General features: G+C 53.7%; 27 protein-coding genes. 23 read left to right on the plus strand and 4 right to left on the minus strand.

Features of this window, described 5'->3' with window-relative positions:
- Positions 1-43 precede the first annotated feature (43 nt).
- Entirely contained in the window at positions 44-628 is a 585-nt protein-coding gene (locus QRN24_RS18040; protein WP_032677877.1) for a Maf family protein, read from the minus strand.
- Positions 629-768: 140 nt separating this feature from the next.
- Between QRN24_RS18040 and yceD the strand changes: the two genes are divergently transcribed.
- From yceD to ptsG, 14 genes are all read left to right on the plus strand, one after another.
- Positions 769-1,290 carry a 23S rRNA accumulation protein YceD gene (gene yceD / locus QRN24_RS18045; RefSeq protein ID WP_014169570.1) on the plus strand — a complete coding sequence of 174 codons (522 nt, stop codon included), beginning with the start codon at positions 769-771 and terminating at the stop codon, positions 1,288-1,290.
- A gap of 16 nt (positions 1,291-1,306) precedes the next feature.
- The gene (gene rpmF / locus QRN24_RS18050) at positions 1,307-1,480 is read left to right on the plus strand and encodes a 50S ribosomal protein L32 (protein WP_003857964.1); all 174 of its coding nucleotides are present in this window, start codon (positions 1,307-1,309) and stop codon (positions 1,478-1,480) included.
- Positions 1,481-1,560: 80 nt separating this feature from the next.
- Entirely contained in the window at positions 1,561-2,595 is a 1,035-nt protein-coding gene (plsX, locus tag QRN24_RS18055) for a phosphate acyltransferase PlsX (RefSeq protein ID WP_014169571.1), read from the plus strand.
- Between the two features lie 6 nt (positions 2,596-2,601).
- Complete coding sequence (locus tag QRN24_RS18060) at positions 2,602-3,555, plus strand: beta-ketoacyl-ACP synthase III (protein ID WP_014169572.1); 954 nt, start codon at positions 2,602-2,604, stop codon at positions 3,553-3,555.
- A gap of 15 nt (positions 3,556-3,570) precedes the next feature.
- The gene (gene fabD / locus QRN24_RS18065; protein ID WP_014169574.1) at positions 3,571-4,500 is read left to right on the plus strand and encodes an ACP S-malonyltransferase; all 930 of its coding nucleotides are present in this window, start codon (positions 3,571-3,573) and stop codon (positions 4,498-4,500) included.
- Positions 4,501-4,512: 12 nt separating this feature from the next.
- Complete coding sequence (gene fabG / locus QRN24_RS18070; protein WP_014169575.1) at positions 4,513-5,247, plus strand: 3-oxoacyl-ACP reductase FabG; 735 nt, start codon at positions 4,513-4,515, stop codon at positions 5,245-5,247.
- Between the two features lie 154 nt (positions 5,248-5,401).
- On the plus strand, positions 5,402-5,638 hold the full coding sequence (acpP, locus tag QRN24_RS18075; protein ID WP_003857954.1) for an acyl carrier protein: 237 nt from the start codon (positions 5,402-5,404) through the stop codon (positions 5,636-5,638).
- Between the two features lie 89 nt (positions 5,639-5,727).
- Entirely contained in the window at positions 5,728-6,969 is a 1,242-nt protein-coding gene (gene fabF / locus QRN24_RS18080) for a beta-ketoacyl-ACP synthase II (RefSeq protein WP_014169576.1), read from the plus strand.
- Positions 6,970-7,090: 121 nt separating this feature from the next.
- Positions 7,091-7,900: an aminodeoxychorismate lyase gene (gene pabC / locus QRN24_RS18085; RefSeq protein WP_032677881.1), complete on the plus strand. Its 810-nt coding sequence runs from the start codon at positions 7,091-7,093 to the stop codon at positions 7,898-7,900.
- Between the two features lie 2 nt (positions 7,901-7,902).
- Positions 7,903-8,925 carry a cell division protein YceG gene (gene yceG / locus QRN24_RS18090; RefSeq protein WP_014169578.1) on the plus strand — a complete coding sequence of 341 codons (1,023 nt, stop codon included), beginning with the start codon at positions 7,903-7,905 and terminating at the stop codon, positions 8,923-8,925.
- Positions 8,915-9,556 (plus strand): dTMP kinase, encoded by a 642-nt coding sequence (gene tmk / locus QRN24_RS18095; protein WP_279256829.1) that lies wholly within the window; start codon positions 8,915-8,917, stop codon positions 9,554-9,556. Before yceG ends, tmk begins: the two co-directional genes overlap by 11 nt.
- Entirely contained in the window at positions 9,553-10,557 is a 1,005-nt protein-coding gene (gene holB / locus QRN24_RS18100) for a DNA polymerase III subunit delta' (RefSeq protein ID WP_047744340.1), read from the plus strand. Before tmk ends, holB begins: the two co-directional genes overlap by 4 nt.
- Positions 10,558-10,567: 10 nt before the next feature.
- Positions 10,568-11,362, plus strand: a complete 795-nt coding sequence (locus QRN24_RS18105; protein WP_014169581.1) for a metal-dependent hydrolase — start codon at positions 10,568-10,570, stop codon at positions 11,360-11,362.
- Positions 11,363-11,659: 297 nt separating this feature from the next.
- Positions 11,660-13,093, plus strand: coding sequence for a PTS glucose transporter subunit IIBC (gene ptsG / locus QRN24_RS18110; RefSeq protein ID WP_014169582.1), 1,434 nt, complete (start codon positions 11,660-11,662; stop codon positions 13,091-13,093).
- 57 nt (positions 13,094-13,150) lie between these two features.
- On the opposite strand, the gene fhuE is transcribed toward ptsG, so the two are convergent.
- Positions 13,151-15,340, minus strand: coding sequence for a ferric-rhodotorulic acid/ferric-coprogen receptor FhuE (fhuE, locus tag QRN24_RS18115; protein WP_063925088.1), 2,190 nt, complete (start codon positions 15,338-15,340; stop codon positions 13,151-13,153).
- A 350-nt stretch (positions 15,341-15,690) separates the two neighbouring features.
- Between fhuE and hinT the strand changes: the two genes are divergently transcribed.
- The 8 genes from hinT to QRN24_RS18155 all read left to right on the plus strand — a co-directional run bounded on the left by hinT (position 15,691) and on the right by QRN24_RS18155 (position 21,776).
- Entirely contained in the window at positions 15,691-16,050 is a 360-nt protein-coding gene (hinT, locus tag QRN24_RS18120; RefSeq protein ID WP_014169584.1) for a purine nucleoside phosphoramidase, read from the plus strand.
- 1 nt (position 16,051) lies between these two features.
- On the plus strand, positions 16,052-16,426 hold the full coding sequence (locus tag QRN24_RS18125; RefSeq protein WP_014169585.1) for a YcfL family putative periplasmic lipoprotein: 375 nt from the start codon (positions 16,052-16,054) through the stop codon (positions 16,424-16,426).
- Positions 16,427-16,436: 10 nt separating this feature from the next.
- Positions 16,437-17,084: a penicillin-binding protein activator LpoB gene (gene lpoB, locus QRN24_RS18130; protein WP_014169586.1), complete on the plus strand. Its 648-nt coding sequence runs from the start codon at positions 16,437-16,439 to the stop codon at positions 17,082-17,084.
- Positions 17,065-17,889: a thiamine kinase gene (thiK, locus tag QRN24_RS18135; protein ID WP_284942940.1), complete on the plus strand. Its 825-nt coding sequence runs from the start codon at positions 17,065-17,067 to the stop codon at positions 17,887-17,889. Before lpoB ends, thiK begins: the two co-directional genes overlap by 20 nt.
- 11 nt (positions 17,890-17,900) lie before the next feature.
- Positions 17,901-18,926: a beta-N-acetylhexosaminidase gene (gene nagZ / locus QRN24_RS18140; RefSeq protein ID WP_020884661.1), complete on the plus strand. Its 1,026-nt coding sequence runs from the start codon at positions 17,901-17,903 to the stop codon at positions 18,924-18,926.
- A gap of 34 nt (positions 18,927-18,960) precedes the next feature.
- Complete coding sequence (gene ycfP / locus QRN24_RS18145; RefSeq protein ID WP_013097106.1) at positions 18,961-19,503, plus strand: alpha/beta hydrolase YcfP; 543 nt, start codon at positions 18,961-18,963, stop codon at positions 19,501-19,503.
- 236 nt (positions 19,504-19,739) lie between these two features.
- Positions 19,740-21,044 (plus strand): NAD(P)/FAD-dependent oxidoreductase, encoded by a 1,305-nt coding sequence (locus QRN24_RS18150; protein WP_014169589.1) that lies wholly within the window; start codon positions 19,740-19,742, stop codon positions 21,042-21,044.
- 192 nt (positions 21,045-21,236) lie between these two features.
- Positions 21,237-21,776 carry a glycine zipper 2TM domain-containing protein gene (locus QRN24_RS18155; RefSeq protein ID WP_008500779.1) on the plus strand — a complete coding sequence of 180 codons (540 nt, stop codon included), beginning with the start codon at positions 21,237-21,239 and terminating at the stop codon, positions 21,774-21,776.
- Positions 21,777-21,835: 59 nt separating this feature from the next.
- Here the strand turns inward: QRN24_RS18155 and comR are convergent, their stop codons facing one another.
- Positions 21,836-22,471: a TetR family copper-responsive transcriptional repressor ComR gene (gene comR / locus QRN24_RS18160; RefSeq protein ID WP_014169591.1), complete on the minus strand. Its 636-nt coding sequence runs from the start codon at positions 22,469-22,471 to the stop codon at positions 21,836-21,838.
- 244 nt (positions 22,472-22,715) lie between these two features.
- On the opposite strand from comR, the gene bhsA reads away from it, so the two are divergent.
- Entirely contained in the window at positions 22,716-22,973 is a 258-nt protein-coding gene (gene bhsA, locus QRN24_RS18165; protein WP_013097102.1) for a multiple stress resistance protein BhsA, read from the plus strand.
- 79 nt (positions 22,974-23,052) lie between these two features.
- Here bhsA and ldtC read toward each other — a convergent pair whose 3' ends face one another.
- Positions 23,053-24,018, minus strand: coding sequence for a L,D-transpeptidase LdtC (ldtC, locus tag QRN24_RS18170; protein WP_032681246.1), 966 nt, complete (start codon positions 24,016-24,018; stop codon positions 23,053-23,055).
- Positions 24,019-24,079 lie beyond the last annotated feature (61 nt).

Raw genomic sequence — 24,079 nt, forward strand, 5'->3', positions numbered from 1 at the left:
CTGAGGTCTCTCAGGCCGGTAAGTGATGCATCACCCGTAATACTCACATCTTCAGCGGATTACACTCCTCGCGTCTGAGCATCTGGCACAATGCTATCAGCGGCAACCCGACCAGCGTGTTCGGGTCACGTCCGTCCAGCTTGTCGAACAGGGCAATCCCCAGACCTTCACTTTTGAAGCTTCCGGCGCAATTGAGCGGTCGCTCCCGACGCACATAGTCGGCGATTTCCTGCTCGCTAAGATGGCGAAAATGGACGTCGAAAGGTTCGCATTCGGTTTGCAGGTGACCCGAGGCGGAGTTGTAGAGCGCCAGACCCGTATAAAAGGTGACGATATTGCCTCGCGCTTGCATAAGCTGCTGGCAGGCATTCGCTTCAGTGTGCGGCTTTCCGGTGATAACACCGTCCAGCACACAAACCTGATCGGAGCCTATAATCAAATGCGAAGGGTAGCGTGCGGCAAGTGATTGCGCTTTCTCCTTCGCAAGACGGGTGACCAGGTGACGCGGTGATTCGCCCGGCTGTGGCGTCTCGTCAACCTCCGGCGCCGCGCATTCAAACGGGATCCCGAGCTTTTCCAGCAACATTCGGCGGTAGGGTGAGGTGGAGGCAAGAACGAGATTTGGCATATTTTTATCACCAGATATAGCGTATCGATGCCAGCCATTTTAAACTACAGGCCGCAATGTGTGCGAATAATTGGCAAAAGGCAGCTGTGGTTGCCTTTTTCTTTGACTATATGACGTTACAAAGTTAATATGCGCGCCCTATGCAAAAGGTAAAATTACCCCTGACTCTTGATCCGGTTCGCACGGCTCAAAAACGCCTCGATTACGAAGGTATTTATACTTCCGATCAGGCTGAGCGTGTCGCCGAATCCGTAGTCAGTGTGGACAGTGATGTAGAATGCTCCATGTCGTTCGCTATCGATAACCAGCGTCTCGCCGTTTTAACCGGTGATGCAAAGGTGACGGTAACCCTCGAATGTCAGCGTTGCGGGAAACCGTTTGTACAGCATGTTCACACAACGTATTGTTTCAGTCCGGTCCGTTCTGACGAACAGGCTGAAGCACTCCCGGAAGCGTATGAACCGATTGAAGTTAATGAATTCGGTGAAATCGATCTTCTGGCTCTGGTTGAAGATGAAATCATCCTCTCCTTGCCAGTCGTTCCGGTGCATGAATCTGAACACTGTGAAGTGTCCGAGGCGGACATGGTCTTTGGGGAACTGCCTGATGAAGCGCAAAAACCAAACCCATTTGCCGTATTAGCCAGCTTAAAGCGTAAGTAATTGAGGAGTAAGGTCCATGGCCGTACAACAGAATAAACCAACCCGTTCCAAACGTGGCATGCGTCGTTCCCATGACGCGCTGACTGCAGTTACCAGCCTGTCTGTAGACAAGACTTCTGGTGAGAAACACCTGCGTCACCACATCACCGCTGACGGTTTCTACCGCGGCCGCAAGGTTATCACTAAGTAATCACGCGTCAGCGTGATTAGGCTTAGTGAGGATTTCCCCGTGCAAACGGGGAATTTACCGAACCAGGCTGTGACGATACCTTGACACGTCTAACCCTGGCGTTAGATGTCATGGGAGGGGATTTTGGCCCTTCCGTGACAGTGCCTGCAGCTTTGCAGGCACTGAATTCTAATTCGCAACTCACACTTCTTTTAGTCGGCAATCCCGACACAATCACGCCATTACTTGCAAAAGCTGACTTCGAACAACGTTCGCGTCTGCAGATTATTCCTGCGCAGTCAGTTATTGCCAGTGATGCACGTCCATCGCAGGCGATTCGCAATAGCCGGGGCAGTTCTATGCGAATGGCGCTGGAGCTGGTGAAGGAAGGACGCGCGGAGGCTTGCGTCAGTGCGGGAAATACCGGCGCGCTGATGGGGCTGTCGAAATTGTTGCTCAAACCTATTGAAGGTATTGAGCGTCCGGCGCTGGTGACGGTATTACCGCACCAGCAGAAGGGCAAGACCGTGGTGCTCGATTTGGGTGCTAACGTCGATTGTGATAGTACAATGCTGGCTCAGTTTGCCGTGATGGGGTCGGTGCTGGCAGAAGAAGTGGTCGGGATAAACAATCCCCGTGTTGCGTTATTGAACATCGGTGAAGAAGAGACCAAAGGCCTGGACAGTATTCGCGAAGCTGCCGAATTGCTCAAACAGGTTCCCTCCATCAACTATATTGGTTATCTCGAAGCCAATGAGTTGCTGACGGGGAAAACGGATGTTCTGGTGTGTGATGGCTTCACCGGGAACGTAACGTTGAAGACCATGGAAGGGGTCGTGCGAATGTTTCTCTCACTGCTTAAATCGCAGGGAGAAGGCAAAAAAAGCGCCTGGTGGTTGATTTTATTAAAGCGTTGGTTACAAAAAAGCCTGACGCGGCGATTCAGTCACCTCAACCCCGACCAGTATAATGGCGCCTGTCTGTTAGGATTGCGCGGCATCGTGATTAAGAGTCATGGTGCCGCCAATCAGCGAGCATTTACTGTCGCCATTGAACAGGCAGTGCAGGCGGTGCAGCGACAAGTCCCTCAGCGGATTGCCGCTCGCCTGGAATCTGTATTAGCTAAAAGTGACTGAGCGTACATGTATACGAAGATTTTAGGTACCGGCAGCTACCTGCCAAAACACGTGCGTACCAACGCCGATCTTGAAAAAATGGTAGATACGTCTGACGAGTGGATTGTCACGCGCACAGGTATCCGTGAACGTCGTATTGCCGCGCCAGACGAAACCGTTTCGACCATGGGTTACGAAGCCGCGCAGCGTGCTATCGAAATGGCGGGCATTGATAAAGATCAGATTGGCTTGATCGTGGTTGCCACGACCTCTGCCACGCATGCCTTCCCAAGCGCAGCGTGCCAGGTGCAAAACATGCTCGGCATTAAAGGCTGCCCGGCATTTGACGTTGCCGCAGCGTGCGCAGGGTTCACCTATGCGCTGAGCGTTGCCGATCAGTATGTTAAATCCGGTGCCGTGAAATATGCGCTGGTCATCGGTGCTGACGTGCTGGCACGTACCTGCGATCCAACCGATCGTGGGACGATCATTATTTTTGGTGATGGTGCGGGCGCGGTACTGCTCGGTCAGTCCGAAGAGCCGGGCATCATCTCTACGCATCTGCATGCCGATGGCAGCTACGGCGAATTACTGACCCTGCCTAACGCCGATCGCGTTAATCCGGATAACGCTATTTACCTGACGATGGCCGGTAATGAGGTGTTCAAGGTGGCGGTGACTGAGCTTGCGCACATTGTCGATGAAACGCTGGAAGCGAATAACCTTGACCGCTCCGCACTCGACTGGCTGGTGCCGCATCAGGCGAACCTGCGCATCATCAGCGCGACCGCTAAAAAGCTGGGCATGTCGATGGATAACGTTGTGGTGACGCTGGATCGTCACGGCAACACCTCTGCGGCGTCAGTACCGTGCGCATTTGATGAAGCGGTACGTGACGGACGAATCAAACGGGGCCAGTTGGTCTTGCTTGAAGCCTTTGGTGGCGGGTTCACCTGGGGTTCCGCGCTGGTTCGTTTCTAGTATAAGGATTAAATAATGACGCAATTTGCTTTTGTGTTCCCGGGCCAGGGTTCTCAGGCCGTTGGGATGTTGTCTGAAATGGCAGCAAAGTATCCGGTTATCGAAGAGACTTTCCGTGAAGCTTCCGCTGCGCTGGGTTATGATTTGTGGGCGCTGACCCAACAGGGACCAGCCGAAGAGCTGAACAAAACCTGGCAGACTCAGCCTGCGCTGTTGACGGCGTCCGTTGCGCTGTGGCGTGTCTGGCAGCAGCAGGGCGGTAAAGCGCCAGCGCTGCTCGCGGGCCATAGCCTGGGTGAATACTCTGCGCTGGTGTGTGCCGGTGTTATCGCGTTTGCTGACGCGGTGCGTCTGGTTGAACTGCGCGGTAAGTTCATGCAGGAAGCAGTACCTGAAGGCACCGGTGGCATGTCTGCTATCATCGGCCTCGATGATGCTGCGATTGCAAAAGCGTGTGAAGAATCCGCTGAAGGTCAGGTGGTGTCTCCCGTTAACTTCAACTCGCCAGGCCAGGTGGTTATCGCCGGTCATAAAGACGCGGTTGAACGTGCTGGTGCAGCCTGTAAAGCTGCAGGCGCGAAACGCGCTCTGCCGCTGCCCGTTAGCGTACCGTCCCACTGCGCACTGATGAAACCTGCTGCCGATAAACTGGCCGTTGAGCTTGAAAAAATTACTTTTAACACACCGACAATCTCCGTTGTGAACAACGTCGATGTGAAATGCGAAACCTCGCCGGACGCTATCCGTGATGCGCTGGTTCGCCAGCTCTACAGCCCGGTGCAGTGGACCAAAACCGTTGAGTTTATGGCCTCTCAGGGCGTTGAGCATCTGTATGAAGTCGGCCCAGGTAAAGTCCTCACCGGTCTGACAAAACGTATTGTTGACACCCTGACTGCTTCGGCAATTAACGAGCCGGACGCGATGTCAGCGGCACTCTCGCAATAAAAGAGGAATACCATGAGTTTTGAAGGAAAAATTGCCCTGGTCACTGGCGCAAGCCGCGGTATCGGGCGTGCAATTGCTGAAACACTGGTTGCGCGCGGCGCGAAAGTGATTGGTACAGCAACCAGCGAGAATGGCGCTAAGGCCATCAGCGAGTATCTGGGTGCGAACGGTAAAGGTCTGGTTCTGAATGTGACCGAACCTGCATCTATCGAATCTGTTCTGGAAAATATTCGCGCAGAATTTGGCGAAGTGGATATTCTGGTAAATAATGCCGGGATCACTCGTGATAACCTGTTAATGCGAATGAAAGACGACGAGTGGAACGATATCATCGAAACCAACCTGTCATCTGTATTCCGTCTGTCAAAAGCGGTAATGCGCGCTATGATGAAAAAGCGTCATGGTCGTATTATCACTGTCGGTTCTGTGGTTGGTACCATGGGAAATGCTGGTCAGGCTAACTACGCTGCGGCGAAAGCAGGTCTGATCGGTTTCAGTAAGTCGCTGGCACGTGAAGTTGCGTCCCGCGGTATTACTGTAAACGTTGTTGCTCCGGGCTTTATTGAAACGGACATGACGCGTGCGCTAACTGATGAGCAGCGTGCGGGTACGCTGGCAGCTGTTCCAGCGGGCCGCTTAGGCGACCCTAAAGAAATTGCCAGCGCGGTTGCATTTTTAGCCTCTGACGAAGCGGGTTACATCACTGGTGAGACCCTCCACGTCAACGGCGGGATGTACATGGTTTAATCACGATGAAAAATATTTGCGTTATTAGGGCGAATGGCCTCAAAATAACGTAAAATCGTGGTAAGAACTGCCGGGATTTAGTTGCAAATTTTTCAACATTTTATACACTACGAAAACCATCGCGAAAGCGAGTTTTGATAGGAAATTTAAGAGTATGAGCACTATCGAAGAACGCGTTAAGAAAATTATCGGCGAACAGCTGGGCGTTAAGCAGGAAGAAGTTGTGAACTCCGCTTCCTTCGTTGAAGACCTGGGCGCAGATTCTCTTGACACCGTTGAGCTGGTAATGGCTCTGGAAGAAGAGTTTGATACTGAGATTCCGGACGAAGAAGCTGAGAAGATCACCACCGTTCAGGCTGCCATTGATTACATCAACGGTCACCAGGCGTAAGTGAACATCTCCAGGCGGTCATTCGACCGCCTGAGTTTTATCTTTTTTGTCCCACGAATCCCTTTTTTATCCCTCCCTGGAGGACAAACGTGTCTAAGCGTCGTGTAGTTGTGACCGGACTTGGCATGTTGTCTCCTGTCGGCAATACCGTAGAGTCCACCTGGAAAGCTCTCCTTGCCGGTCAGAGCGGCATCAGCCTAATCGACCATTTCGATACTAGCGCCTATGCAACGAAATTTGCTGGCTTAGTAAAGGATTTTAACTGTGAAGAGATCATCTCGCGCAAAGAACAGCGCAAGATGGATGCCTTCATTCAATATGGAATTGTCGCTGGCGTTCAGGCCATGCAGGATTCTGGCCTTGAAATAACGGAAGAGAACGCAACCCGTATCGGTGCCGCTATCGGTTCCGGGATTGGCGGTCTGGGTCTGATCGAGGAAAACCATACATCTCTGATGAATGGCGGCCCGCGAAAAATCAGCCCGTTCTTCGTTCCGTCCACGATTGTTAATATGGTGGCAGGTCATCTGACCATCATGTTCGGCCTGCGTGGGCCAAGCATTTCTATCGCTACCGCATGTACCTCTGGCGTGCATAACATCGGCCAGGCCGCGCGCATGATTGCGTACGGCGATGCAGATGCTATGGTTGCGGGCGGTGCGGAAAAAGCCAGTACTCCGCTGGGAGTGGGTGGCTTTGGTGCAGCGCGTGCGCTGTCTACCCGCAACGATAACCCGCAGGCGGCAAGCCGTCCGTGGGACAAAGACCGTGACGGTTTCGTGCTGGGTGACGGTGCGGGTATGATCGTACTTGAAGAGTACGAACATGCTAAAAAACGTGGCGCGAAGATTTATGCTGAAGTTGTCGGCTTCGGGATGAGCAGCGATGCATACCACATGACGTCACCACCAGAAAATGGTGCGGGCGCCGCGCAGGCAATGGCCAACGCGATTCGCGACGCGGGTCTTACCCCGGAGCACATCGGTTACGTTAATGCGCACGGTACTTCTACGCCTGCAGGCGATAAAGCAGAAGCTCAGGCTGTTAAGTCTATCTTCGGCGAATACGCCAGCCGCGTGCTGGTGAGCTCCACGAAATCCATGACCGGTCACCTGTTGGGTGCGGCGGGTGCAGTAGAGTCTATCTACTCTATCCTTGCGCTGCGCGATCAGGCTGTTCCGCCAACCATCAACCTGGATAATCCGGATGAAGGTTGTGACCTGGACTTCGTTCCTCACGAAGCGCGTCAGGTAAGTGGTATGGAGTACACCCTGTGTAACTCCTTCGGCTTTGGTGGTACTAACGGTTCACTGATCTTCAAAAAGATCTGAGCCTGACTGCATCATGGCGATTAAAAAAGGTCCGCTTGTCGGGCCTTTTTTATTAAGCCTAATCTTCTTGTCGGCTGCATGGCATCCTGCCAGACTAAATGCCCACGCATAAGGAGCCACCATGTTTTTAATCAATGGCCTTGAGCAAAACACGCTGCCTGCTGGTGACAGGGCAACTCAGTTTGGTGATGGCTGCTTTACGACAGCGCGCATTCTTGACGGCAATGTCTGCCTGCTCGAGGCGCACCTTCGTCGTCTTCAGCAGGGTTGTGAAGCCTTGATGATCCCCTTCACGCACTGGGACACATTGCGTCAGGAGATGTGCCATCTGGCGGCCGGGAAGCAAAGCGGTGTTCTGAAGGTGATTATCAGCCGCGGCAGCGGTGGCCGGGGATACAGCGGTTCAGCTTGCCAGCACCCAACGCGGATCCTTTCGGTGTCTGCCTGTCCTGCTCATTATCCGCGCTGGCGTGAAGAGGGCGTTACGCTGACGCTCAGCCCGGTACGTCTGGGGCGAAACCCCATGCTTGCCGGTATAAAACACCTCAACCGCCTTGAACAGGTACTGATTCGCACTCATCTTGAACAGACGGACGCTGATGAGGCGCTGGTTCTTGACAGCGAAGGGTTTATTACGGAATGCTGTGCGGCTAATTTACTCTGGCGGCAGGGGAGCGATGTTTATACGCCGTCGCTCGAGCAGGCCGGCGTCAACGGGATTATGCGTCAGTTTTGTTTGCAGCAGCTGGCACACTCTGGCTTTCGCGTTGTCGAAGTGAGCGCGAGAGAAGAGGCGCTGCACCAGGCTGATGAAATTATCATCTGTAATGCGCTGATGCCGGTTGTACCCGTCCGCGCGTATGGTCAATACAGCTTGTCCTCGCGCGAGCTGTTTCAGTTTTTAGCCCCGATATGTGAGCAAACCCGATAGTCATGAAGAAAATGTTGCGCTTTGTCCTCCTCCTTATCGTTGCGCTGGGTGTTGCCGGCGGAGCGGGAGTGTGGAAAGTTCGTCAGCTGGCGAACAGTAAGATCCTGATTAAAGACGAGACGATTTTTACCCTGAAAGCGGGGACGGGCCGCCTGGCGCTTGGCGAACAGCTTTATGGCGACAAGATCATTAACCGTCCGCGCGTGTTTCAGTGGCTGTTACGTATCGAGCCTGAACTGTCTCATTTCAAAGCCGGTACCTATCGCTTTACGCCGGGGATGACCGTCAAAGAGATGCTTCAGCTGCTGGAAAGCGGTAAAGAAGCGCAGTTCCCGCTGCGTTTTGTTGAGGGGATGCGCCTGAGCGATTATCTCGAACAGCTGCGCGATGCTCCGTACATTAAGCATACCCTGAAAGATGACCGCTATCAGACGGTGGCCGAGGTACTGAAATTTGAACACCCTGAGTGGGTGGAAGGCTGGTTCTGGCCAGACACATGGATGTACACCGCAGGCACGACCGATGTAGCTATCCTTAAGCGGGCGCATAAAAAGATGGTTGCAGCCGTCGATTCCGCCTGGGAAGGGCGCATGGACGGTCTGCCATACAAAGATCAAAACCAGTTTGTCACGATGGCCTCAATTATTGAGAAAGAGACGGCCGTCGCCGCCGAACGCGATCAGGTGGCATCGGTCTTCATTAACCGTCTGCGTATCGGCATGCGTCTGCAAACGGACCCCACCGTCATCTACGGAATGGGCGAGAGTTATACCGGTAAGATTTCAAGAAAAGATCTGGAGACGCCAACGGCGTATAATACCTACGTGATTAGCGGTCTGCCGCCGGGCCCGATTGCCACGCCGAGCGAGGCTTCCCTGCGTGCGGCTGCACATCCTGCTAAAACACCGTATCTCTATTTTGTGGCTGATGGAAAAGGGGGGCATACCTTTAACACCAACCTTGCCAGCCATAATCGCTCCGTTCAGGACTATCTGAAGGCACTTAAGGAAAAAAATGCGCAGTAAATATATTGTCATTGAGGGACTCGAAGGGGCGGGTAAAACCACGGCCCGCAACGTGGTGGTGGATACGCTCAAATCGCTTGGCGTTGCGGACATGGTATTTACCCGCGAGCCCGGCGGTACGCAACTGGCCGAAAAGCTGCGAAGCCTGGTGCTGGATATCAAATCCGTAGGTGACGAGGTTATCACAGATAAAGCCGAAGTATTGATGTTCTACGCGGCGCGCGTGCAACTGGTGGAGACGGTCATTAAACCGGCCCTGGCTAATGGCAAGTGGGTAATTGGCGATCGTCATGACCTGTCGACCCAGGCTTATCAGGGCGGTGGACGTGGTATTGACCAGACGATGCTGGCCACGCTGCGCGATGCGGTGCTGGGTGATTTTGGCCCTGACCTGACGCTCTATCTGGATGTGACGCCGGAAGTGGGTCTCAAGCGCGCCCGTGCTCGCGGTGAGCTGGACCGCATTGAGCAGGAGTCGCTTGATTTCTTTAACCGTACCCGCACGCGCTATCTGGAACTGGCGGATCAGGATGGCAGTATTCGCACCATTGATGCGACGCAATCCCTGGAAGAGGTCACCCGCGCTATTCAGAAGACGGTTACGCAGTGGCTACAGGAGCAACAGGCATGAAATGGTACCCATGGTTGCGCCCGCATTTTGAAAAGCTGATCGAAAGCTATCAGGCTGGTCGGGGGCATCATGCGTTACTGATTCAGGCACTGCCGGGAATGGGGGATGATGCATTGATTTACGCCATCACCCGCTTCCTGATGTGTCAGCAGCCGGAAGGCCATAAAAGCTGTGGTAAATGCCGTGGCTGCCAGTTAATGCAGGCGGGCACGCACCCTGACTATTATACGCTCGAGCCTGAGAAGGGCAAAAGCGCGCTCGGTATTGATGCCGTGCGTGAAGTCAGTGAAAAATTGTACGAACATGCGCGGCTCAGCGGCGCAAAAGTCGTCTGGCTCAAAGACGCAGCACAGCTTACCGAGGCGGCGGCGAATGCGCTGCTTAAAACGCTGGAAGAACCGCCGGAGAAAACGTGGTTCCTTCTCTCCTGTCGTGACCCGGGGCGTTTGCTGGCAACGCTGCGCAGCCGTTGTCGTCTTCATCACCTCGCGGTGCCTCAGGAATCATGGGCGCTGAGCTGGCTTGAGCGAGAGGTGACAACGTCACAGGAAGGGGCGCTCTCTGCGTTGCGCCTGAGCAGCGGTGCACCCGCGGCGGCGCTGGCATTACTGCAGCCAGAGGTCTGGTCACAGCGAGACGCGCTCTGCCGGGCCGTTGAGTCTTCCATCACCAGCCGCGACTGGCTAAGTTTATTGCCTGTGCTTAACGGCGAGCAGGCCGCGGAACGTCTGCACTGGCTGGCTTCCTTACTTCTGGATGCGCTCAAACTCCAGCAAGGGGCAACGCTACTGACCAACCCGGACGTCTGGCCGCTGGTTAACACGCTGGCGAACAGCCTGTCAGGCGCATCATTACACGCTATCCTTCACGATATCTGTCAGAGTCGTGAACAACTTTTAACAGTGACCGGTCTTAATCGCGAGCTTTTACTGACCGACCAGTTGCTGCGTATCGAACATTACCTGCAACCAGGCGTGACACCGCCTGTTTCCCATCTCTGAGAGAGACATTATGTTTTTAGTCGACTCACACTGCCATCTTGATGGCCTGGATTATCAATCCCTGCATAAAAACGTGGACGACGTGCTGGCCAAAGCCGCTGCCCGTGATGTGAAGTTTTGCCTTGCCGTGGCGACAACGCTACCGGGGTATCGCGCCATGCGTGAGCTGGTGGGCGAGCGCGAGAACGTTGTTTTCTCCTGTGGCGTGCATCCGCTCAATCAGGATGAAGAGTATGACGTTGAGGAACTGCGCCGGCTGGCCGCAGAAGAGGGCGTCGTGGCGATGGGGGAAACCGGGCTGGATTACTACTACACGCCGGAAACGAAACCGCGCCAGCAAGCATCCTTCCGCCATCATATTCGCATTGGTCGCGAGCTCAACAAGCCGGTGATTGTCCATACCCGTGATGCGCGCGCCGATACGCTGGCGATCCTGAAGGAAGAAAAGGTGACGGATTGCGGTGGCGTACTACACTGTTTCACAGAAGACAGAGAAACAGCGGGTAAACTGCTTGATTTAGGGTTTTATATCTCGTTTTCGGGGATCGTGACGTTCCGTAACGCTGAGCAACTCCGCGAGGCTGCACGCTATGTTCCGCTCGATCGCATCCTCGTGGAAACAGACTCTCCGTATCTGGCACCGGTGCCGCATCGCGGTAAAGAAAATCAGCCAGCCATGACGAGAGACGTAGCCGAGTACATGGCCGTGCTTAAAGGCGTCAGCATTGAAGAGCTGGCCCGCGTCACGACGGACAACTTCTCTACGCTGTTCCATATCGACCCCGCCCGCCTGCAATCTGTTTGATACGCCTGTTTTTTTTAGGCTCGTAATTAATACATAAAACGAGTAAAGTTCACCGCCTCATTTGGGGCGGTGAAGGTGTATTTAGACACATCCAGAAATGCTTTTTGTAAATAACTGAAAGTTTTTCGACCGTCTTAAGCTGAAACGTGATAGCCGTCAAACAAACTCAGAGGGAATTATTTTACTCTGTGTAATAAATAAAGGGCGCTTAGATGTCCTGTCCACGGCACGGTACTCCCCCCGGGCCAATGCGTGAAAGCGTAAAAAAAGCACAAATACTCAGGAGCACTCTCAATTATGTTTAAGAATGCATTTGCTAACCTGCAAAAGGTCGGTAAATCGCTGATGCTGCCAGTATCCGTACTGCCTATCGCAGGTATCCTGCTGGGTGTCGGTTCTGCTAACTTCAGCTGGCTGCCAGCCGTAGTTTCCCACGTGATGGCCGAAGCAGGCGGTTCCGTCTTTGCTAACATGCCTCTGATCTTCGCTATCGGTGTGGCGCTGGGCTTCACCAATAACGACGGCGTTTCTGCGCTGGCTGCAGTTGTTGCCTACGGCATCATGGTGAAAACCATGGCAGTGGTTGCGCCACTGGTTCTGCATTTACCGGCAGAAGAGATCGCTGCGAAACACCTGGCAGACACCGGTGTTCTGGGCGGTATCATCTCCGGTGCGATTGCAGCGTACATGTTCAACCGCTTCTATCGCATCAAGCTGCCTGAGTATCTGGGCTTCTTCGCGGGCAAGCGTTTTGTTCCGATTATTTCTGGTCTGGCAGCGATTTTCACTGGCGTGATCCTGTCCTTCATCTGGCCACCAATCGGTTCCGCTATCCAGACCTTCTCTCAGTGGGCTGCTTATCAGAACCCGGTTGTGGCGTTTGGTATCTACGGCTTCATCGAGCGTTGCCTGGTACCATTTGGTCTGCACCACATCTGGAACGTTCCATTCCAGATGCAGATTGGTGAATTCACCAACGCAGCAGGTCAGGTATTCCACGGTGATATCCCACGTTACATGGCGGGTGACCCAACTGCAGGTAAACTGTCTGGTGGATTCCTGTTCAAAATGTACGGTCTGCCGGCAGCGGCAATTGCTATCTGGCACTCTGCTAAACCAGAGAACCGTGCAAAAGTGGGCGGTATTATGATCTCCGCAGCGTTGACCTCGTTCCTGACCGGTATCACCGAGCCGATCGAGTTCTCCTTCATGTTCGTTGCGCCGATCCTGTACATCATTCACGCGGTTCTGGCGGGTCTGGCGTTCCCAATCTGTATCCTGCTGGGTATGCGTGACGGTACGTCCTTCTCTCACGGCCTGATCGACTTCATCGTTCTGTCCGGTAACAGCAGCAAACTGTGGCTGTTCCCAATCGTTGGTGCGTGCTATGCCGTTGTTTACTACACCATCTTCCGCGTGCTGATCAAAGCACTGGACCTGAAAACACCAGGTCGTGAAGATGCGTCAGAAGACAGCAAAGCCACCGCGACAAGCGAAATGGCTCCGGCTCTGGTTGCCGCATTCGGCGGGAAAGAAAACATCACTAACCTGGACGCGTGCATCACTCGTCTGCGTGTTAGCGTTGCCGACGTCGCGAAAGTAGACCAGCCGGGTCTGAAAAAACTGGGTGCAGCAGGGGTTGTTGTTGCTGGTTCGGGCGTTCAGGCAATCTTCGGGACTAAATCCGATAACCTGAAAACCGAAATGGATGAGTACATCCGCAACAGCTAAGCTGTGACCTGGGGAGACTAAGGCAGCCGAATGGCTGCCTTTTTTATGGGTAGAAACTTAAAAAGAGTAATTCGCGCTGACGGAGACGTTCAGCGGCGCGCCATAGACAACGTATGACCCGACGTAGTCGTAGTATTTTTTATCAAACAGGTTGTTAACGTTGGCCTGCAAGGCCAGGTCCCTGGTGACCTGATAACGGCTGAAGAGATTCACCAGCGCATAGCTGCCTTGTTCTGCACGGGACTGGCCTGCCGGGCCACCCTCTACATCCGTCCACACTTTATTCTGCCAGTTCACCCCGCCGCCCACCGCCAGTTCCGGCAGCATAGGCAATTGATAACGGGTAAACAGCTTCATGGTCGTGCGTGGCTGATCGGAACTGACGGCATTCCCGCGCTTATCTTCTGCAATAAACCGTGTCGCCCCGAAGGTTAACTGCCAGTTGTCGGTCAGTGCACCGTTTAGCTCAAATTCAATCCCTTTGCTGACCACGCCATCCAGTGATTCATAAATAGATTCACCGCTCGGCATATAGGTGTAGGTATTGCTTGCCACGTTATCCTGTTCAATACGGAAAACGGCCAGTGAGGTGGTCAGGCGGGTGTTGAACCAGTCCGCTTTCACCCCCGCTTCGTAGCTTTTCCCGGTCGTAGGGTCGAGGTAACGGCCGCTCGCGTCACGCTTGTCCTGTGGCTGGAAAATAGAGGTGTAGCTGACATAGGTCGACCAGTCTTCATTGATGTCATAAACCAGTCCTGCATAAGGCGTTACGTCATCTTTGGAACTTTCCAGACGGGTATCCGGGGAGCCTGCCGGGTTGTAACGAATGTTATAGTTGGTGTAACGCGCGCCAAGGATCAGGTGCAGCGGGTCGGCCAGCGAGAATCGGGCCGAGGTATACGCCGATGACTGGCGAATGTCGTCCTGGCTATAGAGCTTCCACGGTGTCCACTGCGGGTCGGCGATAGTGCCATTCCAGTTTTTAAAATTACCCACATCCACCATACCGTATAACGCATCCGGCATGCTGTTATCGTAATGGTTACGCTGGCGGCTGAAGCTCCCGCCAAACATCATCTCATGCTGACGACCAAAAAGGCTGAAATCGCCACGCAGGAAGGCGTCGATGGCATCCTGCTTACGTTCTCCGCGGTTCCAGCCGCCGTAGCCGACCATGCCCGCCCCGGTCTCTTTATCCGGATAGCCTGACATATACATCAGTTTGCTGTCGAAATGGGTTTCCGCATGCATGCCGTTGATGTGCGCTTCCCAGCCGTTGTCAAAACGTTGGGTCAGGTTGGCAAAGATACGGGTGTTGTCTTTATCCGAGTAAGCCCAGTCAGGCGCAACGGTCTGGCTGCGGTTGTAATGGGTTTTGCTTCCATCGCTATACCAGGTTGGCAGCCCGCCCCAGGTGGGATCGGCGGTGTGACTTTCCTGGTATTCATAGCCTACGGAGAGGGTCGTGCTGTCGGTGACGTCGGCATCCACCACGCCATAGAGGAATTTTTTACGGTAGTGGTAGTTATCCACAGCGCTGTCGTTGTCCTGGTAACCGGTGATCAGACGACCGCGCACCTTGCCGGATTCTACCAGCGGGGCCTGTAAATCCAGCACATAGCGCTGCTTGTCCCAGCTACCGTAGCTGGCGGAGACGTTCCCTTTGAATACGTTACTGTCTGCGTGCTTGCGCACCATATTGACGTAGGCGGATGGGTTACCGGTGCCGGACATCAGCCCGGTAGCACCGCGAACCACCTCTATACGGTCATAAATGGCGGTGTCGGCGGCGGTGTCGCCAAAGTTCCATACTTCGCTGATGGAGGTCGGCAGGTCATCGAACGCATAGTTACTGACGAAGAATCCGCGCGAGTAAAATACGGTGCGGTCGCTGTCCTGCACCTGGGCCGTTACGCCGGTGGTGTTGGTTAACACCTGGCCGACTGACTGCAGGTTCTGATCTGCCATGCGCTGCTGGCTAATCACGCTGACGGACTGGGGGATATCGCGGGGAACAAGTAACAGTTTGGTCCCGGTGGTGGTGGTTTTTACGCTGTAGTCCTGATCCTGTCCGCTGGAGGGATCCTGTGCGTTATCAAAGCCACCCTCCACAACTACCGTATCTTCGGTCGTGGAGGCGGCAAAACTGACGGTTGGCATCAATGCCATAGCAATACAGGCTGCCAGCAACGAAGGTGTTGCGACAGGCTGGCGTTGCCCATCCCTGGTATGAGTAATGAAAGACATCATCAAACCCTTAATGAATGGTGAAGGTGGTCTGCATCAGTCCCGCGTGTGCGGGCAGATGTCGTTTTCTATGTTGAAAATGCGCATGAAAATGCAAATGCGAAATATACGCATTGAGATTAACGGTGTAAACAGATGTGTCAAAAGGAACTGAAATAATGTTTCAGGCGATCGCGACGCGTCAGCGCTCACTCTCCAGGCAGCTGGAGGACATTCAGGAAAGAAATCGGTGGAGAAGGTTGAAAGGACAGGAGAATCTCGCTCATACTCTTGTGTTGTGTCACACAGTAATACTGAGAATGTGTTAATGGCGGCGCACTACGCCAGATTAAACAAAAAAGGAAAAGGTCATGGCTGAAGAAACGATTTTTAGTAAAATTATCCGCCGCGAAATCCCTTCGGATATCGTTTATCAGGATGAGCTGGTGACGGCTTTCCGGGACATTTCTCCTCAGGCTCCGACACATATCCTTATTATTCCTAATATTCTGATTCCGACCGTAAACGACGTAAAAACCGAGCATGAAGTAGCGTTAGGTCGTATGCTGACAGTGGCCGCAAAAATTGCTGAGCAGGAAGGGATTGCTGATGACGGTTACCGTCTCATCATGAACTGTAATCGCCACGGTGGTCAGGAAGTTTATCATATTCACATGCATCTGCTGGGTGGACGTCCTCTGGGGCCGATGCTGGCACATAAAGGTCTTTGACATGCTTAAAGGGCGTATTGCAGCGCTGGTAATGACGATGTTGATCGTAGGGTGCAGCACGCGTCCGGCGATCCCCGTCAGCGATGAACAGACGCTGGTGATGGAATCCTCCGTACTTGCTGCGGGCATCACGGCGCAACAACCTGCGTTGTCGATCAGTGAAATCAACTCTTCTGCTTCCTCTACGCTCTTTAATGAAAGACAAGAACCAGTGACGGTGCACTACCGTTTTTTCTGGTATGACGTACGAGGTCTTGAAATGCATCCGCTGGAAGCGCCGCGCAGCGTCACTATTCCGGCAAGATCGTCGGTAACGCTCTATGGCAGCGCCAACTATCTGGGTGCACATAAGGTGAGACTTTATCTTTATTTGTAAGGGGTGAACCTTGATTAAAAATTTGAGCCGTTATGCGCTCGTGACTGCTTTCGCTCTGTTCCTCGCAGGGTGTGTGACCCGAACTGAAGAACCTGCGCCTGTGGAAGAGGCCAAACCGGGTACCGAGCAGCCGACACAGCCAACGCAGCCGCCGCCAACCGTACCGACTGTGCCGTCTATTCCGTCGCAGCCAGGTCCAATTGAACATCCGGATCAGACATCGCAGCCTGCGCCGCGCGTTCGTCATTATGACTGGAACGGTGCGATGCAACCGATGGTCGGCAAAATGCTGCAGGCTCAGGGTGTGACCGCGGGCAGCGTATTGCTGGTTGATAGCGTGAATAACCGTACCAACGGTTCGCTGAACGCGGGCGAAGCGACAGAAACCCTGCGCAATGCCTTGGCCAATAACGGTAAGTTTACGCTGGTCTCGGCACAGCAGCTCGCGGTAGCCAAGCAGCAGTTGGGCCTGTCACCGCAGGACAGCCTCGGTTCACGCAGCAAGGCGATTGGGATTGCCCGTAACGTCGGTGCGCAGTATGTGCTTTACTCCAGTGCCACCGGTAACGTGAACACGCCAGCCCTGCAGATGCAGCTGATGCTGGTTCAGACAGGCGAGATTATCTGGTCAGGTAAAGGTGCCGTTACGCAACTCTGACAGTACGCGTGAAGAGATCCTGACGCGTTATTTTCCACAGTATCGCCTTATCGCGCCGCAGGCCCCTTCCGGGCTTGGCGGCGCGAGTTGCATTATAGAGCAGGGCGAGCAACGTCTGGTATTGCGGCAGAATCACGATCCCTCAGCGTCTGCATCCCATTTCCGCCGTCAGTTTCGGGCACTGAAACGCCTTCCGGCGGATCTGGTGCCAAAGCCCCGTTTTTACCGCCAGGGCTGGATGGCCGTGGAGTATCTGGCAGGGGAGATCGGCAACACGCTACCGGAAACGGCAGTGCTTGCGGCTATGCTCTGTCATCTGCACCGGCAACCGCGTCTGGGATGGCGGGTGACGCTGCTGCCGTTGCTTGAACAATACTGGCAGCAGGCTTCAGCCGACAGGCGAAGCCCATTCTGGCTGGCACAGCTAAAACGGCTGCGTAAAACGGGCGAACCGCAGCCGCTTCGGCTCTCGCCGCTGCATATGGATGTTCATCCCGGAAATATTGTTCATACGTCCCTCGGGGCGAGGCTTATCGACTGGGAGTATGCCGGTGACGGAGACGTGGCGCTGGAGCTGGCGGCAGTCTGGTCGGAGGATGATACTGCGCGGCAGCGGCTCATCACCGACTACGCCAGGATAGCGCACATGAATGTCGGTATCCTGGGGCGCCAGGTGAGGCGCTGGCGACCGTGGGTCATCATGCTGATGGCTGGCTGGTTTGAAATGCGCTTTCAGCAATCCCGAGATAAACAATTTATTGCGCTGGCAGATGATGCCTGGCGTCAGTTACAAACTAAAGGATAAGAGAGGTTGGTGTGGGTCCAGTCATGTTGGATGTAGAAGGGTTTGAGCTGGATGCGGAGGAGCGTGAAATACTGGCGCACCCGCTGGTGGGAGGCTTGATCCTGTTCACCCGCAACTATCACGATCCGGCGCAGCTGCGAGAACTGGTGCGCCAGATCCGTGCTGCATCGCGCAATCATCTGGTGGTGGCCGTCGATCAGGAAGGCGGACGCGTACAGCGTTTCCGCGAAGGCTTTACTCGCCTGCCTGCCGCCCAATCTTTTGCGGCATTACTGGGCACGGAAGAGGGTGGCAAACTGGCGCAAGAGGCCGGCTGGCTGATGGCCAGCGAGATGATTGCCATGGATATCGACATCAGTTTTGCGCCGGTTCTGGACGTGGGGCATATCAGCGCCGCCATTGGCGAACGCTCATACCATGAAGATCCGCGTATTGCGCTGGCGATAGCGAGCTGTTTCATTGACGGTATGCACGACGCGGGAATGAAAACCACCGGGAAACATTTCCCGGGGCACGGTGCGGTGACCGCCGACTCGCACAAAGAGACGCCGCGCGATCCGCGTCCGGAAGCTGATATTCGTGCCAAAGATATGTCGGTGTTCCGCTCCCTGATCACCGATAACAAGCTGGACGCCATTATGCCAGCGCACGTGATTTACAGCGACGTCGACCCGCGTCCTGCAAGCGGGTCCGCGCACTGGCTGAAAACCGTTTTGCGTCAGGAACTGGGGTTTAATGGCGTGATTTTCTCTGACGATTTGTCGATGGAAGGGGCGGCGATTATGGGCAGCTACGCGGAGCGCGGTCAGGCGTCGCTGGACGCAGGTTGCGATATGATCCTCGTCTGCAATAATCGTAAAGGTGCCGTCAGCGTGCTGGATAACCTGTCGCCGATCAATGCACAGCGTGTTACACAATTGTATCATAAAGGTTCATTTAGCCGTCAGGAGCTGATGGACTCGGCGCGCTGGAAGACGGTCAACGCGCAGCTTGAAGCCCTGAATGAACGCTGGCAGGCACATAAAGCCAGCCTGTAAATCCTCCCGGAAGGCGTAGCGTGGTGAGAAGACAATGATCATCTATTTACACGGTTTTGACTCAAACAGTCCTGGTAATCATGAGAAGGTCCTGCAGCTGCAGTTTATCGATCCGGATGTCCGGCTGATCAGTTACAGCACACGCCATCCAAAGCATGATATGCAGCACCTGCTCAAAGAGGTGGACAAGATGTTGCAGCTCAACATCGATGACCGTCCGCTGATTTGTGGCGTGGGATTAGGTGGCTACTGGGCAGAGCGGATTGGATTCCTGTGCGATATCCGCCAGGTGGTGTTCAATCCTAATCTTTTCCCGAATGAGAACATGGAAGGTAAAATTGACCGCCCTGAAGAGTATGTCGATATTGCCACCAAGTGCGTCAGTAATTTTCGGGAGAAAAACCGCGACCGTTGTCTGGTGATCTTGTCGCGTAATGATGAAGCCCTTAACAGCCACCGGGCGGCTGAGCTGCTGCATCATTACTATGAAATTGTCTGGGATGAAGAACAGACCCACAAATTCAAGAACATCTCCCCGCATTTGCAGCGGATCAAAGCCTTCAAAACCCTGGGCTAAGCTACTGCGTACGACCTGCCAGGCCCGGCCGCGAAAGCGCCGGGCTTTCTTTTTGTCCAGAATTGTCTACTTTTAAGCCATCAAAACTTGATGCATATCAATTTTGGTATGACCAATGCGCCTGACGTGGTATTCTCAATGCACCTGAATGGTTTCAGTGCTGTAACCTGTTGTTAATTAAGGGTTATTTTTATAACTTTTAATTAACAATTGGTTAATAATTTGAGGGGGTCACGTTGACTACGCCATTGAAAAAGATAGTGATTGTCGGCGGTGGTGCTGGCGGGCTGGAGCTGGCTACACAGTTAGGCAAGAAGCTCGGTCGCGGCAAAAAAGCCAAAATTACGCTGGTGGATCGTAACCACAGCCATCTGTGGAAACCGCTGTTGCACGAAGTGGCGACCGGTTCACTGGATGAGGGCGTGGACGCGCTGAGCTATCTGGCACATGCGCGCAATCACCATTTCCAGTTCCAGCTGGGCTCCGTGGTGGATATCAATCGTGAGAGCAAAACCATTACCCTGGCAGAGCTGCGCGATGAAAAAGGGGAACTGCTGGTCCCTGAGCGCAAACTGCCGTATGACACGCTGGTCATGGCGCTGGGCAGTACCTCCAATGACTTCAACACACCAGGTGTAAAAGAGCACTGTATCTTCCTCGATAACCCACATCAGGCACGTCGTTTCCACCAGGAAATGCTGAACCTGTTCCTGAAGTACACCAGCAATATGGGTGCGAACGGGAAGGTTAATATCGCGATTGTTGGTGGGGGTGCGACGGGCGTCGAGCTTTCTGCTGAGCTGCACAACGCGGTGAAACAGCTGCACAGCTACGGCTATAAAGGCTTAACCAATGACGCGCTGAACGTAACGCTGGTTGAAGCGGGTGAACGTATCCTGCCGGCGCTGCCTCCGCGCATTTCCGGTGCGGCGCATAATGAACTGACCAAGCTGGGCGTGCGGGTTCTGACCCAAACCATGGTAACCAGCGCGGACGGCGGCGGCCTGCATACCAAAGATGGCGAGTACATCAAAGCAGACCTGATGGTCTGGGCTGCTGGCATCAAAGCACCTGATTTTATGAAAGAGATTGGCGGGCTGGAAACGAACCGTATTAACCAGCTGGTGACCGAGCCGACCCTGCAAACCACACGCGATCCGGACATTTTCGCCATCGGCGACTGTGCTTCCTGCGCGCGTCCGGAGGGCGGTTTTGTGCCTCCGCGTGCTCAGGCAGCGCACCAGATGGCAAGCCTGGTACTGCACAATATTCTGGCGCAGTACAAAGGTAAGCCGATGAAAGCCTATGTCTATAAAGACCATGGTTCTCTGGTATCGCTCTCGAACTTCTCTACCGTCGGCAGCCTGATGGGTAACCTGATGCGCGGCTCTATGATGGTGGAAGGGCGTATTGCACGCTTTGTCTATATCTCGCTCTATCGTATGCACCAGATTGCCCTGCACGGTTACTTCAAAACCGGGCTGATGATGCTGGTGGGACGAATCAACCGCGTTATTAGACCACGCCTGAAGCTGCACTAATATTCTCTCCCTCCGGGGCCTCCGGAGGGAATTTTTAGCATATCATGCTGCTCATCGTACATTGAGTGCTTAAGAGTTCTCCTAAACACGATATATCTCTCCTCCACGTCAACTTTTTGATCCTTTGTCTTATTGGCGAAGCGCGACCTGCATTGCAAAATTGTTACCAATAGCAACAAAGGAGGAAGTCCCGTGAATAAATCAATGTTGGCGGGTATAGGGATTGGCGTCGCTGCTGCGTTAGGTGTGGCTGCCGTTGCCAGTCTCAACGTACTGGATCGCGGCCCACAATACGCACAGGTCGTGTCTGCTACCCCCATTAAAGAAACCGTGAAAACGCCTCGTCAGGAGTGCCGTAACGTCTCCGTGACCCATCGCCGTCCGGTACAGGATGAAAACCGTATCGCCGGTTCAGTACTGGGTGCGGTTGCCGGTGGTGTGATTGGCCATCAGTTTGGTGGTGGTCGTGGTAAAGATGTGGCGACCGTGGTCGGCGCGCTGGGCGGCGGCTATGCCGGTAACCAGGTGCAGGGCGCTATGCAGGATAACGACACGTACACGACGACTCAGCAGCGCTGCAAAACCGTCTATGACAAGTCGGAGAAAATGCTGGGTTACGACGTGACGTACAAAATTGGCGATCAGCAGGGCAAGATTCGCATGGATAAAGACCCGGGCACTCAAATTCCGCTGGATGGAAACGGCCAGCTGGTACTGAATAACAAAGTGTAAAAAAGATGTTCTCTGAACTTAGCTCCTCAAGCGCTCAGGCTGAGGAGCTTTTTTTTACGTCAGATTTTAAGCAGTTCAGGCCACAGTTTCAGCGTGGTCGCGGTAATGGTTTGCAGTTTTTCCAGCGTAGCCCCTTCACGGGCGCTTATCGACATACCCTGCAAAATACAGTTCAGGTATTGCGCCAGCATCTGTGGATTGCAATGCGCAGGAATTTCACCTCGTTGTTGGCGCTGAGACAGGAACGCGCTTAGCGTCTCTTCCTGCATGGCATGGCGCGATTTCACCGTGTTGGCAATCTCTTTTGAGGAGGCCGCAAGGGTGGCAGAGGTGTTAATCATAAAGCAGCCCGCAGGGGTATCTTTACTGGTGAAGCAGGTCGCGACGGTGGTGAAGTAGTCCCGTAGCGCCTGTTCTACGCTTTTCTCTTCACAAAACAGCTGGGCTTCGTGTTTCGCCGCAAAGCGCGAAATGTATCTGTCCAGCACGGCCCTGAACAGCCCCTCTTTATTGGTGAATTCAGCATACAGCGTGGGTGCTTTGGCACCGGTAGCTTCCACCAGATCGGAAAGCGAGGTCGCTTCATACCCATGTTGCCAGAAGAGAGTCATGGCCTTATCAAGCGCTGCATCCCTGTCGAACACTTTTGGTCGGCCACGGCTTTTCTTCGCGCAACTCGTCACGTCGGTTGTCATTTGCCGTTGGTCCTCTGTTGGTTTGTTGAATAATCATTATAAAAATAATCGCGGGTGACCACCAGCACTGATGAGAGAAAAATAAATTAATCATATGGGTATGAAAAATAACGGATTTAAAATTTAATTAATGTTCGTTATAAAAAGATGTTGACGCGTGAGCTGGATCACATTTATTATTTACCTATCGATCGTTAACTAAATAGCTAACGACCTCCAAATCATCTGCCCAAAGGTAAAAATCATGAAAAACGTAAAAACCCTCATCGCTGCTGCTGTTCTGAGTTCACTTTCTTTCGCAAGCTTCGCTGCTGTTGAAGTGCAATCAACCCCTGCTGACCAGCATAAAGTCGGGACTATCTCTGCTTCTGCCGGGACTAACCTGGGCTCACTGGAAGATCAGCTGGCGCAGAAAGCTGACGAGATGGGTGCAAAATCTTTCCGCATCACCTCAGTGACCGGTCCTAACACCCTGCACGGCACCGCTGTTATCTACAAATAAGCCTGGCTAAACCCTCATTTATGCCACTGCGATGCCACTGTAAAAAAGCCCTGCTCAGCAGGGCTTTTTTTATTGGGGATCACATCGACTGCTGGGTGACATCCTGATGCCGGGTGACATCGGTGGGCATCCCGGAACGCGCCTCCATCGCACGCTCCATCACGATGCCATCCGTGCGGGCATTTGTTTTAAAGCTCACCATCGCGGCATTCAGATTTATTGGCAGTGTCTGCGGATCGTCGCCAATGTTTTTCGATAACGGCTGGTGAATTTCAACCAGTCTTACGCCACCCGGCTCCTCAGAAACCTTAATGGGCGTATTAATAATATTCACTCGGGTACCAGGGGTGATCACGCTATAGAGCGTCTTGATATCATCATCGCGCAGACGAATACAGCCGGAACTGACGCGCATCCCGATACCGAAATCCGCATTTGTTCCATGCAGAAGGTAAACGCCACCATAGGCCGCAAGACGGATCGCGTGGTGACCCATCGGATTCTCCGGACCCGCTGGCACCACAGCCGGTAAATCAATTCCCTGTGCTTTATAGCGAGCACGAATATTAGCCGTTGGCGTCCAGGTTGGGTTGGCACGTTTATCCGATACGGTGGTGACCATTGTTGGGGTCAGCGTGTCGCCGCCCAGCTGGCCAATACCGATTGGATAAACGGTGACTTCATTTTTACCCGGCGGGTAATAGTAAAGACGCAGCTCGGCAAGGTTTATCACGATCCCTTCGCGCGCTACATCCGGGAGAATGGTCTGCAACGGGATGGTCAGGACGCTGCCAGCGCGTGGCACATAGGGGTCGACTCCAGGGTTAGCCTGCAGCAGAGCCAGAAAGCCTACGTTATATTTTTTGGCAATCGCTTCGAGCGATCCCCCATTATTTTCAACCACATGAAAACGGTTTTCGCCCACGACCTTGCTGCCAGCAGGGGGAAGAGGCCAGGTATTTGCGCGTGCAGGAAGCGCAACAGCGACCGTTGCTGCCAGCGCAAACACGGTTATCCAGCGGGTAAAACGCGAAGAGGTCATCATCACCATAATCCATATAAATAATAAGGTTATTGTTTTATAAGGCGTTAACGATAATTATGGC

It is taken from the genome of Enterobacter sp. MEB024 (assembly GCF_030209635.1).
Taxonomy (GTDB): Bacteria; Pseudomonadota; Gammaproteobacteria; order Enterobacterales; family Enterobacteriaceae; genus Enterobacter; species Enterobacter ludwigii.

Bases quoted from the DNA above. Each gene is read 5' to 3' on its own strand.
- QRN24_RS18040 (WP_032677877.1), bottom strand. From the start codon at position 628: ATGCCAAATCTCGTTCTTGCCTCCACCTCACCCTACCGCCGAATGTTG.
- yceD (WP_014169570.1), top strand. From the start codon at position 769: ATGCAAAAGGTAAAATTACCCCTGACTCTTGATCCGGTTCGCACGGCT.
- rpmF (WP_003857964.1), top strand. From the start codon at position 1,307: ATGGCCGTACAACAGAATAAACCAACCCGTTCCAAACGTGGCATGCGT.
- QRN24_RS18060 (WP_014169572.1), top strand. From the start codon at position 2,602: ATGTATACGAAGATTTTAGGTACCGGCAGCTACCTGCCAAAACACGTG.
- fabD (WP_014169574.1), top strand. From the start codon at position 3,571: ATGACGCAATTTGCTTTTGTGTTCCCGGGCCAGGGTTCTCAGGCCGTT.
- fabG (WP_014169575.1), top strand. From the start codon at position 4,513: ATGAGTTTTGAAGGAAAAATTGCCCTGGTCACTGGCGCAAGCCGCGGT.
- acpP (WP_003857954.1), top strand. From the start codon at position 5,402: ATGAGCACTATCGAAGAACGCGTTAAGAAAATTATCGGCGAACAGCTG.
- pabC (WP_032677881.1), top strand. From the start codon at position 7,091: ATGTTTTTAATCAATGGCCTTGAGCAAAACACGCTGCCTGCTGGTGAC.
- yceG (WP_014169578.1), top strand. From the start codon at position 7,903: ATGAAGAAAATGTTGCGCTTTGTCCTCCTCCTTATCGTTGCGCTGGGT.
- tmk (WP_279256829.1), top strand. From the start codon at position 8,915: ATGCGCAGTAAATATATTGTCATTGAGGGACTCGAAGGGGCGGGTAAA.
- holB (WP_047744340.1), top strand. From the start codon at position 9,553: ATGAAATGGTACCCATGGTTGCGCCCGCATTTTGAAAAGCTGATCGAA.
- QRN24_RS18105 (WP_014169581.1), top strand. From the start codon at position 10,568: ATGTTTTTAGTCGACTCACACTGCCATCTTGATGGCCTGGATTATCAA.
- ptsG (WP_014169582.1), top strand. From the start codon at position 11,660: ATGTTTAAGAATGCATTTGCTAACCTGCAAAAGGTCGGTAAATCGCTG.
- fhuE (WP_063925088.1), bottom strand. From the start codon at position 15,340: ATGTCTTTCATTACTCATACCAGGGATGGGCAACGCCAGCCTGTCGCA.
- hinT (WP_014169584.1), top strand. From the start codon at position 15,691: ATGGCTGAAGAAACGATTTTTAGTAAAATTATCCGCCGCGAAATCCCT.
- QRN24_RS18125 (WP_014169585.1), top strand. From the start codon at position 16,052: ATGCTTAAAGGGCGTATTGCAGCGCTGGTAATGACGATGTTGATCGTA.
- ycfP (WP_013097106.1), top strand. From the start codon at position 18,961: ATGATCATCTATTTACACGGTTTTGACTCAAACAGTCCTGGTAATCAT.
- comR (WP_014169591.1), bottom strand. From the start codon at position 22,471: ATGACAACCGACGTGACGAGTTGCGCGAAGAAAAGCCGTGGCCGACCA.
- bhsA (WP_013097102.1), top strand. From the start codon at position 22,716: ATGAAAAACGTAAAAACCCTCATCGCTGCTGCTGTTCTGAGTTCACTT.
- ldtC (WP_032681246.1), bottom strand. From the start codon at position 24,018: ATGATGACCTCTTCGCGTTTTACCCGCTGGATAACCGTGTTTGCGCTG.